The 15,156-nt window shown below is 50.1% G+C and carries 16 protein-coding genes; 5 read left to right on the top strand and 11 right to left on the bottom strand.

Annotation, left to right across the window (positions count from 1 at the left end):
• Positions 1–125 precede the first annotated feature (125 nt).
• Positions 126–422, bottom strand: a complete 297-nt coding sequence (locus tag B9T62_RS10940; RefSeq protein ID WP_087915288.1) for a hypothetical protein — start codon at positions 420–422, stop codon at positions 126–128.
• Between the two features lie 77 nt (positions 423–499).
• On the opposite strand from B9T62_RS10940, the gene B9T62_RS10935 reads away from it, so the two are divergent.
• Entirely contained in the window at positions 500–1,705 is a 1,206-nt protein-coding gene (locus B9T62_RS10935; protein WP_087915287.1) for a site-specific integrase, read from the top strand.
• Positions 1,706–2,029: 324 nt separating this feature from the next.
• On the opposite strand, the gene B9T62_RS41235 is transcribed toward B9T62_RS10935, so the two are convergent.
• Both B9T62_RS41235 and B9T62_RS10925 read right to left on the bottom strand, forming a co-directional pair.
• The gene (locus B9T62_RS41235; protein ID WP_087915286.1) at positions 2,030–2,179 is read right to left on the bottom strand and encodes a helix-turn-helix domain-containing protein; all 150 of its coding nucleotides are present in this window, start codon (positions 2,177–2,179) and stop codon (positions 2,030–2,032) included.
• A 770-nt stretch (positions 2,180–2,949) separates the two neighbouring features.
• Complete coding sequence (locus B9T62_RS10925; RefSeq protein WP_087915285.1) at positions 2,950–3,183, bottom strand: hypothetical protein; 234 nt, start codon at positions 3,181–3,183, stop codon at positions 2,950–2,952.
• A gap of 87 nt (positions 3,184–3,270) precedes the next feature.
• Here B9T62_RS10925 and B9T62_RS10920 point away from each other — a divergent pair, with 87 nt between their 5' ends.
• Positions 3,271–3,594, top strand: a complete 324-nt coding sequence (locus tag B9T62_RS10920) for a hypothetical protein (RefSeq protein ID WP_087915284.1) — start codon at positions 3,271–3,273, stop codon at positions 3,592–3,594.
• Between the two features lie 1,036 nt (positions 3,595–4,630).
• Here B9T62_RS10920 and B9T62_RS10915 read toward each other — a convergent pair.
• The 7 genes from B9T62_RS10915 to nirB all read right to left on the bottom strand — a co-directional run bounded on the left by B9T62_RS10915 (position 4,631) and on the right by nirB (position 11,106).
• On the bottom strand, positions 4,631–5,395 hold the full coding sequence (locus B9T62_RS10915) for a serine/threonine-protein kinase (protein ID WP_087915283.1): 765 nt from the start codon (positions 5,393–5,395) through the stop codon (positions 4,631–4,633).
• Between the two features lie 96 nt (positions 5,396–5,491).
• The gene (locus B9T62_RS40210; protein WP_211296443.1) at positions 5,492–5,626 is read right to left on the bottom strand and encodes a YjcZ family sporulation protein; all 135 of its coding nucleotides are present in this window, start codon (positions 5,624–5,626) and stop codon (positions 5,492–5,494) included.
• Positions 5,627–5,931: 305 nt separating this feature from the next.
• Positions 5,932–6,213, bottom strand: coding sequence for a holin (locus tag B9T62_RS10910; protein WP_087920225.1), 282 nt, complete (start codon positions 6,211–6,213; stop codon positions 5,932–5,934).
• Positions 6,214–6,669: 456 nt separating this feature from the next.
• Positions 6,670–7,434: a uroporphyrinogen-III C-methyltransferase gene (cobA, locus tag B9T62_RS10905; protein WP_087920224.1), complete on the bottom strand. Its 765-nt coding sequence runs from the start codon at positions 7,432–7,434 to the stop codon at positions 6,670–6,672.
• The gene (locus B9T62_RS10900) at positions 7,434–8,276 is read right to left on the bottom strand and encodes a formate/nitrite transporter family protein (protein ID WP_087915282.1); all 843 of its coding nucleotides are present in this window, start codon (positions 8,274–8,276) and stop codon (positions 7,434–7,436) included. The genes cobA and B9T62_RS10900 overlap by 1 nt, the downstream gene beginning before the upstream one ends.
• 65 nt (positions 8,277–8,341) lie before the next feature.
• Positions 8,342–8,653 carry a nitrite reductase small subunit NirD gene (gene nirD / locus B9T62_RS10895; RefSeq protein WP_087920223.1) on the bottom strand — a complete coding sequence of 104 codons (312 nt, stop codon included), beginning with the start codon at positions 8,651–8,653 and terminating at the stop codon, positions 8,342–8,344.
• A 23-nt stretch (positions 8,654–8,676) separates the two neighbouring features.
• Entirely contained in the window at positions 8,677–11,106 is a 2,430-nt protein-coding gene (gene nirB, locus B9T62_RS10890) for a nitrite reductase large subunit NirB (RefSeq protein WP_087915281.1), read from the bottom strand.
• A gap of 330 nt (positions 11,107–11,436) precedes the next feature.
• Here nirB and B9T62_RS10885 point away from each other — a divergent pair, with 330 nt between their 5' ends.
• From B9T62_RS10885 to B9T62_RS41230, 3 genes are all read left to right on the top strand, one after another.
• On the top strand, positions 11,437–12,024 hold the full coding sequence (locus B9T62_RS10885) for an ANTAR domain-containing response regulator (protein WP_087915280.1): 588 nt from the start codon (positions 11,437–11,439) through the stop codon (positions 12,022–12,024).
• An 18-nt stretch (positions 12,025–12,042) separates the two neighbouring features.
• Positions 12,043–13,095, top strand: coding sequence for an anthranilate phosphoribosyltransferase (locus B9T62_RS10880; RefSeq protein ID WP_087915279.1), 1,053 nt, complete (start codon positions 12,043–12,045; stop codon positions 13,093–13,095).
• Positions 13,096–13,280: 185 nt separating this feature from the next.
• A complete protein-coding gene (locus B9T62_RS41230; protein WP_281257713.1) occupies positions 13,281–13,406 on the top strand; it encodes a hypothetical protein in 126 nt (41 codons plus the stop codon).
• A 97-nt stretch (positions 13,407–13,503) separates the two neighbouring features.
• On the opposite strand, the gene B9T62_RS10875 is transcribed toward B9T62_RS41230, so the two are convergent.
• The gene (locus B9T62_RS10875; protein ID WP_087915278.1) at positions 13,504–15,141 is read right to left on the bottom strand and encodes a sensor domain-containing diguanylate cyclase; all 1,638 of its coding nucleotides are present in this window, start codon (positions 15,139–15,141) and stop codon (positions 13,504–13,506) included.
• Between the last annotated feature and the right edge of the window lie 15 nt (positions 15,142–15,156).

Here is a 15,156-nt window from a genome sequence, read left to right as displayed (position 1 = left end):
GCAAATTCACTCTCACGGCCTCTGGAGATACAAATATCCCCTCCGCTCACATAGGCCGTAATTCGTATTAACTTGGTCACAAAACAAAGAAAAGTCCGACACCTGACCGTGCCGGACTGTGCAATCTATTTAATTCGTTTAAGCTTTGCTTCCTGCTCTATAGAACGCGCCGAGAGCAGTTCAATAATCCTGTGCTGATTCTCCAATAAAGACTCAACATTGATAAGGCGTTCGTTGGTATCCAGTACAGCACTCTTAATGAGGTGCTGATCTTCCTCAATGTGGTTCAGACGCTGGTCGATGTTCCCAAGATGCTGGCTTATACCATCCAGCCGTTCATCGTTACGGTCCAACCGGTCATTTACGGGTGCTAATTCTTCCCGAATAACGGACCGCAATAACTGCACCAAATCATTATCCATGTGCTCCGCTCCTTCAAACTTGATATATAGATTGTACCAGAATCAAATATTTTATTCTACCGGGAGGTATTTATATTATGGCAAGTATTCAGAAACGCGGTGAGAACCGCTGGCGGTTGGTCGCCGAACTCGGCTATGACGCCCAAGGTAAACGGGTCCAGGAGCGCAGAACGATCAAGGTCGATGATCCAGCCCTGCTGCGGGCACCCCGGCGGCTGCAGAACTATCTTGACGCTGAATTGGTGAAGTTCCAAATGGAAGTGGATGCGGGGAATTACATCAAGCCTGAGAAGCTTACATTCGAAGCCTATATCAAGAAATGGATTGTAAAGTTCGTGGAGCCTGAACTGGAAGAGAAGACAAAAGTCAGTTACAAATTCCATACGGAGCGCCGCATACTCCCTTACTTTGGCGATATGCATATGGACAAGATTAAAACCATGCACATCACTGATTACCTGGACTATCTTCGAACGCCTGAGGCCAGCCTTAACAAAGAGGGCAAGCCGCTTGGATCTGCAACCATCGTTTACAACTACCGGGTACTGCGCAGCATTTTCGCCAAGGCGGTTGAGTGGCGTGTTCTGAAAGAGAATCCCATGATCGGGGTTAAGAAGCCTCGTGAGAATGACATCAAAGAAATGGAATACTATGACGAGAAGGAAATTGAGAAGCTCTTTGTGGCGCTTGAGGACGAGCCAATCCAGCTCCGACTTCAAGTCACATTAGCTGTAACAACCGGCATGCGCCGTGCTGAACTAGCCGGACTGGAATGGAAGAACATCGATCTGGTCAATGGTATTATTGACATAAAGCAAACTGTGACTATGTTTAAGGACGGGGCTCCGGTCATTAAAGGACCTAAAAACAAACAATCAAAACGGCGTATCTCACTTGCACCGACTGTCTTAGATGAGATGAAGCTGTACAGAACCGAATGGTCCAAAATGAAGTTGCTGCTGGGGGATAAATGGACAGCGGGGGATTCAGAGTTCCTATTCTGCAGAACCAGTGGAGTGCCCTCTGATCCGGAGCGTCTCACTAAGCGCTGGATAGCATTTCATCGCAAACATAATCTTAAGCCGATCCGTCTGCATGACCTCCGTCATACTTCTATTTCATGGATGATCTATAAAAAGGTTCATTCGAAGGCAATCGCCAAACGTGCGGGACATACTGACATGAAGATGCTGGAGATTTACGGTCACATATTCGAGTCAGTGGATCAGGCTGCTGCCGATGTCTTTGATGACATGATTATACCTACGAAAAAGAAAGCTTAAAACGGGGAACGAAACTGGGCACCATGTGGGCACCAAATTTGCAAAAACGGCCAAAAAACAGCCCTTCCACCCCTCTCCTATTTTCACAAAAATCCCAATGTACCAAGGGTTTCGCGATTTTGAAGAAGCTATAATTTTCTCATTCGACTCCTCTCCCATGAAAGGGGCCCTAGAGATAGGGCCCCGATTATTTTTGTGTAAAGCCTTATGTAGAAAGGAATTAAGTAGTTTCTACAATGCAGTGTACTCAGCTAATATCATGATTTGGGTGCCGATTGGGTGCTGAATTTCTAGATGTTTTTCTACTCTACGACTCAATATTTATTATCGATCACCCTCCAACCATTCAACAAAACCCTGTTTTGCTATCAACCATTTCCGACCAATCCTAATACAATGAAACTGACCGGAAGCCATCAAGTCATAGGCTTGCTTTCTCCCTATCTTCAATATCTCCTGTACATTCTTTACCATGAGAACATCAGGTATGTGCTCCCATACACTGGGCCCCGCCTTTATTGATTACTCTTTTACCAACCCTCTTCTTACAGGTGCTTCAGGATTCGCATTCGCTGCCAGTCCCTTGAGGTGCAGTAGTTGGCTTAGTAAAGATCCCAATTTGGCGCTCATAGAACGTTGAAAGTTCTTGAGAAGTTTTCGTCACGCAGTGACGGAAAGCTCTGGGTGCTCAGTGAGATATAGTTTTCACCAACCGTTGGTGAAATTGGTTTTGTCCGCCCGGCGTACGAAACTCTATTTATGGTCGCTTGGCGAATGAAATTGCTTATACATCAGGTTTTTACCGAGCTTCGGTGAAAAGTCGTACCGTCTTATTTGAAGTTTTTGCCGAAGCTCGGCAGAAAGTATTGTGTTTCCTTCACCGCGTGAAGAAAAAGGGATTCGCACAACTGATTGGATATTTTCTGGCGCTTGGTGCCACAAACCACTTTTGTGCGCCGCTCGCACAAAACTCTTTTATTGTCACCCAAGGCTAGAAACATCATTTCACGTAGTTCTGCGTGCCCTGCACGCGAAAATCAAACATGCATTTATCTACCGAACAGCAAGATAAGCTTTAACACGCATTTAAAGCCGTAAATCGTGACGATATAGTCAGGAATTTAAACCAACTCCACCGGGCGGTATAAAAATACAGCTCTCTTGAACAGCAGCCCTCAGAAGCGCCGTGAATTGTCCTAACAGCAAACAAAAATCCGATGCCTGGAAGCACCGGATCAAGATTACTATTTAATTCGTTTAAGCTGGGCTTTCTGGTCAATGGAACGGACCGAGAGCAGCTCAATAATCTTATGCTGCGACTCTTGGACTTCTTCAATTCTTTTCACACGCTCGTTAGTATCCAGCACTGCTTGTTTAATAAGAGTCTGTTCTGTCTCCATCCGATCCAGGCGTTCATTCACAGGACCTGATTCTTCGCGAATGACGGACCGCAATAACTGCACCAAATCATTATCCATGTGCTCCGCTCCTTCAAACTTAATATATAGATTGTACCAGAATCAGATTTTTTATTCTACTTGGGAAATTAGGGAGGTCACTTATTTATGGCGAAAGGCAGCATAGAAAAGCGCGGAGACACCTCATGGCGGCTTACCGTCGAGCTAGGCTATGACGCAAAAGGGGAACGTGATTTTGAGCGAAAAACCGTTCGAGTTGAAGATCCTGAACTGCTGCGCGCTCCACGTCGGCTGCAGAATCACCTGGAGCAAGAATTAGTAAAATTTAAGATGGAAATTGAGTCCGGTAACTATATAAGGCCGGAGAAACTCACCTTCAGTAAATCCATTGAGATATGGACCACTAAGTTTGTAGAACGTAAGCTCGAAGACAAAACACAGCCGGCTTGGATTGGAGGAACATTGATCTAATCAACGGAACGATTAACATAAAGCAAACCGTAACAATGTATAAAGATGGAGCTCCGGTTATCAAGGGACCTAAGAATAAACACTCAAGACGAGTAATCGCAATCCCAACTTCCGTTATAGATGAATTAAAAGCCTACAGGTTGGAGTGGGCTAAAATGAAGCTGCAGTTAGGGGATAAGTGGGTTGCAAATGACTAGGTGTTCTTATTCTGTCGAACTAATGGCTTCCCTTCTGACCCGGAGCGCCTCACTAAGCGCTGGATAGCATTTCATCGCCAGCACGGCCTTAAACCGATCCGTCTACACGATCTACGTCACACCTCTATCTCTTGGATGATATACAAGTCGTACCAGCCATGCCTTACTTGGACACCGAAAGGGAGTTAGAATAAAATGTCGAATTCTTAAAGATGGATAATAACTTACCATGAAAGGATTTTTTAAATGAAAATAAAGAAAAGTGAAGCTATTATGTATCTGATTTTGAAATATATCGAGCAAGAAGAGGAACCTGAATTCCGAGAAATAGGCGTTTGCTGCTTTAGAACAAATCAACAAAGCAGACTTTGCAACAAATATTACTTTTAATCGAGAGGGCTTACTAAATCGTATTAAGGTGGCTTTTGTAAATGGAAGCAGGTTAACTCAAGCAGGTCGCTACTTCATCACAGATTTTGAAAATAGGGTTCAATAAGTTAGGCCGCACAAGCTCCCTATCTCTACTCACGAATAGTCTGTTTATCGTTTCGTCCACTTAGGTGCTATTAACTTTATCCCCATTGATCAGCTCCTGTACAGAGATCCACTTGGCACAAGACACCCTGTCTCCCTCCATGAACCCTAAACTGCTCCTTGGTGTACAGGGGCTGGTCGTTGAAATTCACTCATGCTGAAACCTCCTTTTTCCAATAACGTATAATGTAGGATATTCTATATCTAAATCGGAGGTGAACACAATGCCCAAGCTATTTTATTTCGTCCTGATTTTTGCCATGCTGGCCGTATGCATCCGGATATGGCGCTCCAAGCGGTAGACATTATGAATGCACCAGTGAGTGGATCGCCCAATTAAAAGCTTGTCTCAGACTTTGAATATCCGCATAACGCGCATCCTTGTTGAGAGCCGTGCTTTTACGAATTACATACGTCAGGGCAGGCGGGACATTTCTGAAATCAAAATGCCTGTCCATGACATTTCTGGAGAAACACAGATAGATCATGCATCCTAAACTGTAGATGTCACAGCGCTGATCCACATGTTTGGCATCCTTCAACTGCTCGGGAGCAGCGAAGAATCGGGTTCCGAGCCCTGCATGCGAGAGAGTAAGACTGCGTGTGACCGAACCCGCCTGCATCCCCAACCCAAAATCACTGATTACCAGATCATCCTCTTTATTCAACAAAATGTTGGCCGGTTTGAGGTCACGATGGTAGATACCCTGCTGATGAAGATATTCCACCCCGTCCAGAATCCGGTTGATAACCACTTTGATCCTGCGGATATCCCGTTTGATCTCAGGTAACAGCTTGTTCATGCTTGATTGATAACGGGGCATCACATAGAAATAAGGCTCTTCTTGAATATGAAATGCAAGAATTCGGATAATCCGTTTGTGATTCAAATGACTACACAGTCGAACCTCACGTTGAAACCTTTCAATAGACAGCCTGTTTAATTTAACCAGCTTTTTGACAGCGTACGCCTCCTTGGACAGGCTGTCTCCCTCTTTCTGATGAGCTATGTACACTTCACCGTAACCCCCGAGATCACCAATCTTCTTGCCGACAACCCAGACCGCCATTGCCTATTCCTCCAGGAATACATTATTTCTTCCATTGACTGCCATGCTCAAAAGGCTCCCGGTACAAGTACCAGAAGCCACTCATCTCGGAGCTATTTAGATGAAGCAAGCACTTAGAATAATAACCAGCAGGATATAAAGAACCAGAATCGCACCTGTTGATGTGAAAGGACATACAGGACCTACACCAACACCGCCAACTTTTCCGCCATAACCGCAATCAGCTCCCATGTAATAACCTCCTCGTTTTTGGATTACAACACAGAATATGTGACAAGTGCCTTCAGCGATTGGGCAATGCAGCAAAAAGACTTCCCCACGGCCGCACGAGCGCCGTCGAGAAGTCTTGCGAGTTTGCCGTACTTGCATTCTGTGATCTTCTTGCATCAAGATAAGTTCCCAATCGTGTCACCTTCTCTCTGTGAACCTGCTCTATTCTATGGATGTTTCCAGGGATGTGTATGGGGAGCAACAACCTGAGAGAAACGTCTGCTTATAAGGCTTCCTACTTCGTCTGAATGGAACGCGCTGCTCCCTTACTCATCTTTGGTTGAGCCGCCGCGTCTATTGAAGGCCAATTCGAACAATCCTGTCGCCGAAAGTCCGGCCAATCCCCCGGCCCACAGACGCAGCACAAGGTTCATATCGGTGAAGGGATAGGCTACCGCCCCAACCAGAAGACCGATGACCAGACCGATTGCCGGAACCAGATTGCGCGGAAGCACCAGGCTGTTCTTCACCAGCTGCACAAGCGCCATTACAAATACAGCCAGCACGGAAGCAAAGGCAAGTACATTGTTGAGCGCTTCGTTATTCATCTCCGTTATCCCTCCTTCTCGGTGATTAGCAGGCCTGCACGGTTCAGTATGGGTTAGAATACGGTACAGATCAAAGCTGCCGCCGGAAGAGGTGTCCAACAACCCGTCAGCCACCGCAGCCTTAACCGCAGGCTCGGCCCAGGCCGGCACCTCCATCACCATCCGGCTTTCCAGCGCGGACAAGCGCTCAGACACACTTTTAATGATTCTCCCCTGCTCCTGCGCGCCTGCCTTCAACGTATCTCTGCTGTTCGTAAGCTCGGCCAGCAAGGCCTTAAGTTCCTTAACCTCCTGCTGCAGGTCCCTTCTCTCTATTAAATGCTGAATCTCGCATGGCGGCCTGTGCGGATCTACCTGTCCACTTCTTGATACGTGCAACATATGAATTCTTATATTTCAACACAAATACGCGCTCCGGGGAGCGCGTATCTTCTCAATAATGCATGCAGGCTGTCCTTATATAATTTGAGCATTAAGCGTGTGCTGGAGGCTTAACAGCCGCTCTCTCACCTTCACCACTTCCCCAATGATAATCAGCGCTGGATTCGTAATCTTCATAGCGGCGGCCAGCTTATCAATATGGTCCAGTGTACCAGTGATGGTGCGCTCGCGGCTGGTGGTTCCGTTCTCCACCAGAGCAACAGGTGTCTTGGCGTCCTTGCCATGCAGAAGCAGCTGCTCGCGGATATGTCCAAGCTGGCTGACTCCCATATATACCACAATGGTATCCACATTGCGGGCCAGCTGATCCCAGCGGACCGGCTGCTCATGGTCATGGCACCGGCTGCCGGTAACAATGGCGAAGGAAGCGGCCACCCCGCGGTGGGTCAGCGGGATTCCGACAGATGCCGCAGCGCCAACCGCCGAGGTGATGCCGGGGATCACCTCATAAGGGATTCCCGCTTCTGCGACTGCCAGCGCCTCCTCTGCCCCCCGGCCGAACACGTAAGGATCTCCTCCTTTTAACCGGACCACCTTATGGCCTTCCAGCGCATACTGAACAAGCAGCTGCTGGGTTCTCTCCTGGGGAATGGAATGGTGCCCCGGTGACTTGCCGCAATAGATTAGCCGCGCAGCAGGCTTCGCATAGCCCAGCAGCTGCTCATTCACCAGCCTGTCGTATAGAATAACATCAGCTTCCTCTATCCGGCGAAGCGCCTTCAGTGTAATCAGCTCCGGGTCACCCGGTCCTGCTCCAACAATAGCCACGCTGCCCGCCATCATGAGCTTTTCTCCAGCACGGCCGGTTCAAGCATAGCCGGCTTACGCCGAGCGGAGCGCCCGGTTTGCTGGGACAGATAGAACAGAATACCGGTAAATAACACACCGCCCAGAAAATTGCCGATCAGTACAGGAATTCCGTTCCATAACCACCAGTCTGCGAAGCTGACATTCGCACCCAGCATCATTCCGGCCGGAATGACGAACATATTCACTACCAGATGCTCGAAGCCTTGTCCGAAAAAGGTCAGAATCGGCAGCCACATCGCCAGGATTTTACCTGCTGTCGATTTGGAGGTCATCGCCATCACCGCTCCCAGCGTCACCATCCAGTTGCAGAGCATCGCTTTGATCGCAGCCAGCAGCAATCCTTCTCCGCCCATCTGCTTGTAAGCAATCGTCTTATTCTCACTGGCCATGACCAGGGTCTGGATCATCGGATTGCTCATGTCTGTACCCATCTTCGTAATCGTCAGGCCATACAGGGCGGCATAGACGGCGCAGCCGGCCAGATGTCCGAGAATGACCCAGAAATAATTCCTCAGCATCTGTCCGGGCGTTGTCTGTTTCTTCAGCACCGCCAGCGGAATCAGCGCGAAGCTGCCGGTTACCAGCTCCAGACCCAGCAGGATGATCATCACAAAACCTACAGGAAACAAAATCGCGCCTACCATCGGGATTTGGGTCTGTGCAGAGGCCGTGAAGGCCAGTGTGGTTGCACAAGCGAGAATCGCGCCTCCCATGCTTCCGCGCACAAGCAGCTGCATTACGGATAATTCCGCTTTGTTCTTCCCAGTTTCAATCATTGTATTCAGCACTTCAGCCGGTTTGACGTAATCCATAATCTTCTCCCCCTCATAGGTCTGGCTATTCCAGTAAACCAGCAGCAGTGATTCTAGCGCATGCTCTAAATGGTCACATAAATGGAGCCGCTATCCGGATCCACATCAACAACATACGTAGGCACGCAGCCGTGATCCGGCTCCTGCACAGCTCCGCTGTGCAGGTCTATACGCCAATCATGCAATGGACAATGGATCTTGGACCCGCAGACCATCCCCTCCGACAAGGCGCCGCCTTTGTGAGGGCACTTGTTCTCTACAGCGAGAATATCGTCATTGGATAAACGGAATAATGCGATTTGTGTGTCATTTACCATAAAAGTCCGTGACCCCTTGCGGTCAATGTCAGATATTGTGCCTACCAGCGTTCTGGTCATTGTCATGGTTTAAGCCCTCCAGGTTATATAGTTCCCGACTGGGAGATCGGTTCGAAATTCTTGCGCAGCTCCGGCTCATTCACAATTTCTTTCCACGGATCAGTCGTCCGGCTTAAGGTCGTCTGAATTCTGGCCTGCAGGGCAAGCCGCTCTTCACGGTTCTCCAGCGCCTGCTTCACACTCTCCACGCCGACACGCTCCACCCAGGCAGCCGTCCGCTCGTTCCAGCCAGCGTTCTCCCGGTAATACTGCAGGAACGCGCTGGCCCACTCCACAACCTCATCATCCGTCTTCACCACACAGAGCAGATCTGTCGCCCGTACATGCACCCCGCCGTTGCCGCCTATATGAAGTTCCCAGCCGCCGTCTATCGCGACCACTCCGAAATCCTTGATTGTCGCTTCCGAACAGTTACGCGGGCAACCGGATACGGCAAGCTTCACCTTAGCCGGTGCATTCAGCCGCTCGAATTCCTTCTCCAGCCGGATACCCATCGCCAAGGCATCCTGGGTGCCGAAGCGGCAGAAGGTTGACCCGACGCAGGTTTTTACAGTACGTAGTGTTTTGCCGTAGGCATGGCCTGAGGGCATATCCAGCTCCTCCCACATTTTGGGCAGATCCTCTTTCTTGACTCCCAGCAGATCCAGCCTTTGCCCACCGGTGAACTTCACGAGCGGCACATCAAATTTCTCGGCAACCTCGGCAATCTTCTTCAAGTCAGCCGGAGAGGTAACCCCGCCGTATATTCTGGGAACAACGGAGTAGGTGCCGTCTTTCTGGATGTTGGCATGATAACGTTCGTTCGTGAACCTGGATTCCTTCTCATCGATATATTCCTCAGGCCAGAGCATGCCCAGATAATAGTTCAATGACGGGCGGCATTTGGCACAGCCTTCTTCATTCACCCATTCCAGCACATTCATGACTTCCTTGACGGTCTTCAGCTCCATCCGTTTAATCTCGGCCACAATCTCATCCCGCCCGAGCGGTGTGCAGCCGCAGATTCCTTCCTTGACGGTTACGGCAGCCTCCCCCGCATACAGGTGCAATAGTCCTTCAACCAGCGGTTTGCAGCCGCCGCAGGAGGCAGAGGCCTTCGTGCAGGCCTTGATCTGGCCAACACTGGTGCAGCCGCCGGACTGGATGGCTTCCGCAATAGCGCCTTTGCTTACCCCGTTGCAGCCGCATATAATCTCGTCGTCAGCCATTCCCTCCAGGCGGCTGCCCTGGCTGGAAGAGCCGGCTTCCGGAGAGAATCCGAGCAGCATCTCCTTCTCCTTGCCCTTGATATTCTCAGACTTCTTGATCAAGGAGAACAGCATGGCGCCATCGCTGATATCCCCGAACAGGACTGCGCCGATAAGCTTGTCATCCTGGATCACCAGCTTCTTGTAGACACCGTCCACTTCATCCTGATAGCGCATCGCTCTCGTGCCTTCAGGCTCCATAAACTGACCGGCCGAGAATACATCCACCCCCGATACCTTCAGCTTAGTGGAAGTGACGGAGCCTGCGTAGCCTTCCGTCTCAAGTCCGGCCAGCCGCTTGGCAAGGACCGCACCCTGCTCATATAAGGGCGCAACAAGTCCGTAGGCGATTCCGCGGTGCTCCGCGCATTCCCCTACTGCGGAGATGCCGGGAATACTCGTTTCCATATAATCGTTCACTACAATCCCGCGGTTAACTTCCATGCCACTGTTCCTCGCCAGCTCGATATTTGGCTTGATGCCTACGGCCATCACGATCAGATCGGCTTCGGCAAAGCTGCCGTCTGCGAACAGCAGCCCCTTGACTCTTTTTTTGCCGAGAATAGCTTCGGATTGCTTCTTCAGAAGAAACTTCATCCCCTGGTTCTCCAACTCCTTGCGGAGCATGATCGAAGCCGGCTCATCCAACTGGCGCTCCATGATGTATTCCTGGATATGGACGACGGAAACGTCCATTCCGAGATGCAGCAGTCCCCGAGCCGCCTCCAGACCCAGCAAGCCGCCGCCGATAACAAGCGCTTTTTTATAAGTCTTGGCGGTTTTCTGCATAATTTGACAGTCCTTGATATCCCGGAAAGCAATAACCCCTTCTTTGTCCGCCCCCGGTAAGGGAAGCATAAACGGATTGGAGCCGGTAGCCAGAATCAGCTCGTCATATCTCGCTTCCACGCCTTTATCCGAGAATACTGTGCGGTTCACTGAATCTATAGCAGTCACAGTGTGGCCGGTGTATAAGGTAATATGATTGCTTTTGTACCATTCCAGGCTGTTGATCACAATCTCATCCATGTCCACTCCACCGGCAAGTACGGAAGACAACATAATCCGGTTGTAGTTCGGATGGGGTTCAGCACCAAATATAGTAATGTCATAACTGTCAGGAGCTAATTTGAGCAGATGCTCCACCGCCCATACCCCTGCCATTCCATTGCCGACAAGCACCAGTCTCTTACGGGTTACTGCCATCTTTGTCTCTCTCCTCTCTGTATGCAAAAATGCTAAAAAGCCCGCTCCACCCCGCACCGGAAAACGTACATCTCCCGTTGCGATAAGTGAAAGCAGGCGCCATTGCCGCTTCATCCGGATACGCCATTGTATCCGTGTGATTGATTAAAACGACTATACAACAACCACTATACAAACGTCAACAATTATGACATATAAAATTTTAATTTCTTAAATTCATCGACAGATTCGCAGTTTATATGTTATATAATATAACATACATTAACATTTACGGCTGCACTACTCACTTCAACTCAATCCGATCATTACTTACTAAAGGGGCGTCACACCATGCATTCTCTGTTGATCATTCATAACAGCAAGACCCGGCACGACACTGCCAGCGTCTCGGCCAATGCAGACCATGTGCTGAGGTCCTGCGGCTATCTGATCGAGATGGCAACTACCCGCGAAGAAGCGGTATCCGGAATCAGAGAAGCTGACGCCTCGATTCTTCAATTGCCCGTCACCGAGATCAACAGCTGGGGACAGCTGCTGATGGCGCAGAAGACCGCTCCCATCCTCTGGTGGTGCACCGATGAAACAGCTACATTGTCCGTAGCCGCCTGTGAGGACAACATTATGGTGGACGGGATTCTCGCTCCTTCCATGCTGGCCCAGGAGATCCACTGGAGTCTTCACTTCAGCGCGAAGTTATGCTTCGAGCGCCAGCAGTGGCTTAAGGAACGGGAGCAGCTGCTGTCCCGCATCGAAGAACGCAAATGGATCGACATGGCTAAGGGCATTCTGTCCAAGGCCAAACATATATCCGAGTCCGAGGCATATGAGCTGCTGCGCAAGCAGGCCATGAACGAACGTAAACGGATGGTAGATGTGGCTACTTCAATCGTTAACGTCTACCAGCTACTGCAGGACTAACTAAGGAGGCTTCATCTAATGATTGATTTGTTAAAAGAGGTCGCCCGGGGTAAACGGGGAGCCCGCGATTTGAACTACGCCGAAGCGCTGCATGCAGCCGAATCCATATTGGGTCTGACCGCCACACCCGCCCAGATTGGCGCTTTCCTGATTGCCGAGCGGATCAAGATGGAAAGTGTCGAAGAACTGGAAGCCTTTGTTGCCGTCTGCCGCAAATATGCACGTCGAGAATCTCAGCAGCAGGGCCAAGGCCTGGACTGTGCCGGGCCTTATGACGGAAGAACCAAATCCTTCGCCGCCACTTTTCCTACAGCCTTCCTGCTGTCCGCTGCCGGTCTGCCTGTCACCCTGCATGGCTCGGCTTCCTTGCCCCCTAAATGGGGGGTGACCCTGCTGGACATTATCCGGGAGGCAGGCATCGGTGCTGCGGACCTGACGCCCGCAGCATCCTCCACCGCCGCCCGCGACAGTGGAGTTATGGTGGTAGATGCCGAGCAGTGGTGTCCTCCGCTTGGAGCGATCCGCAGCATTCGGGAAGAAATCGGGATGAGAACGGTTTTTAATACTGCTGAGAAGCTGGTTGATTATTCCGGTTCTCCCTATATCGTGTTCGGCATCTATCATAATACAGTCTTTGACCGTTTAGCCAGACTGCTGATCAAGCTCGGCTATCAGAAGGCGTTGATTGTACAAGGTACCGAAGGCTCGGAGGATCTGTACATCGACCGCCCGACACGGGTGTACACTATTGCCGGAGGAGAATTCCATCTCGACATCATTAATCCAGAAGCCCTAGGCCTGGATACCCAGGTGCCCGAGATGAACTGGAATCCACGCCAGCAGCTTCTGACAGCGGAAGCCGTGCTCCAGGGCGGAGGCCATATGGCCTTCTATAACCAGACGCTGTTAAATGGAGCGGCAAGACTGAAGCTGACCGGGCTGGCAGATTCGCTAGAGGAAGGCATGTATATCTGCAAAGACCTGCTGGATCAAGGCGCAGCCTGGAAAGTCTATCTCAAATGGAAACAATCCCTGCTGGGCTGTGAGGCGGCTGCTTTAGGCCACTCCTGATCATTCACCCAACCGGAAGAATCATAGTCGTATCTATTAATCTGCGTAGTAATATGCAGATTATTTTGAGTTTTTCCATTATTTTCACAACTTATTGGTAATTTTAAGCATTGCTTGCTTGTGGATTTCACAGACTTAGCGTAATATATAGTATTATTTGACTATATAGGAGGGTCTAATAGACTATGCCTTCATATTACTTTAAAGAGCTGTGGACGCCCTTAAGCTTGATCGGAATCAAAATGTTTCGTGATGATGAAGGATTCCTCTGGATTAAATGGTGGGGCAAGCCGCGCAAGCGATTGCGCTGACCCCCAAGCCATAGCTGCCCAAATAAACCCTCTCTCAGCAAGGCAGCCATTGGCCTTACCAGGAAAGGGTTTATTTATGTAATCATCTTAGGCTCCCTCAGGAAGCCGCCTCAAATGTAATCCGGTTCTTGCCGCTGCGCTTAGAGATGTACAAGGCTTCATCCGCCAGACGCATCGTCTCCTTCGTATCGGCATCCGGACCATCCGGCTGCCATACCGCCGCCCCCACACTGCAGCCGACATGTACTTGTTCCCCGCCTATGAGTATAGGCTGATTAATCCGCCCAATGATTCTCGCCGCTACAACTTCTGCTTCCTGCATTGCCTTAGCAGCCGAAGTGTGTAGCACTACCACGAATTCATCCCCGCCGAACCGGGCAACAATCTCATGATCCCGGGTACAATCCTTCAGACGCAAAGCTACTTCCTGCAGCAATTGATCGCCAAAAGCATGTCCCAGCGTATCATTCACCTGCTTGAATCCGTCAAGATCCAGATATAGAAAGCTCAGTGAGCTGCGGTTCTGCTTCGCCTGAACCAGGGCGTGCTTGAGGAACTCATCCAGTGCAGAGCGGTTCGGAAGTCCCGTGAGCGCATCATGATTAGCCTTGTCAGACCTATATCCGAGCGCATGCTCCGTCTGGGTCAGGTTCCTGACCAGATTCTGCAGCGAGACGGACAGCATGGACACGTCCCTATAACGGTGTGAGGTCGGAATTTCAATATCCACTCCGGTGCTCAGCAGGTCTGCCGTTCTGGCAATATGGTGCAGCGGACGGGCAATCCAGCCAGCCAGCAGCCAGCCCAGAATCCCGAACAATGCGGCAGCCGCCATCCCGGCCAGCACGATGAACTGCTCCAGCTGCTTAACGGAGGCGAAAGCCACATCCGCCGGTTGACGGATAATAACGGACCAGCCAAGGCCTGGGTAATTCAGATAACCGTTACCATACGCATAACCAGTCAAATATTCCTGATTGTCCTTATCCTTCTCAATAATCCAGGAGCTGTACTCCGAACGTGCCTGCTTCAGCACATCACTGGACATCTGCTGGCCGACCTTGTCCTCCGGACCAAGCAGAATGGTATGATCCTTGTCGCTTACAACATACAGTTCAACGTCCTGGAGACGGTCCTTAAGCGGCTCCAGAATGGATGTCTCCACCTGGCGCGACCATTCCCAGCTGAGATGCGCTGCCAATACGCCGGTAACCCCGCCTTGCTTGTCCAATACAGGCACACTGACATCCACGAACTGCAGCGGCTCTCCTGTCGGATTCGGCAAATATTTGGATAGCAATACCGCATCGTGCACATCACCGATAAAGGTTCCCTTCATGCCTTCCATGAATACGGGTCTTGTGCTGATATTCTGATTCAGCAGAATATTGTCGGTAGAGGAAACCACATTGCCTTGACGGTCCAAATAAGCCACCCAGGTGAACACAGGCAGACTTTCCTTCAGCTGGTTAAGCAGTCCGCTAGTTTCCTCCTTGTCCAGAGGTATCTGGAAAGCGTTAAGTCTGCTCAGCACCTCCACTTCGCCGGAGCGTGACCACATGAAATGGTCCAGCTTCTCGGACATCTGGTAGGCTACCTCGGCCAGCGAGCTGCCAATGCTGACTTCTACTGTTTTGGAAGATTGATTGCCGATGATATAACTGAGCAGGATCGTCAGCAAGCTAATAATAACAACGAATGCGCTTGAAAAAACAGTACGCAAATTTAATGACACTTCTCATTCTCCTCA

The organism is Paenibacillus donghaensis, from assembly GCF_002192415.1.
Classification (GTDB): domain Bacteria; phylum Bacillota; class Bacilli; order Paenibacillales; family Paenibacillaceae; genus Paenibacillus_AQ; species Paenibacillus_AQ donghaensis.
Note: the sequence above shows the minus strand (reverse complement) of the source record. Positions and strands in the feature narration are given on the sequence as shown.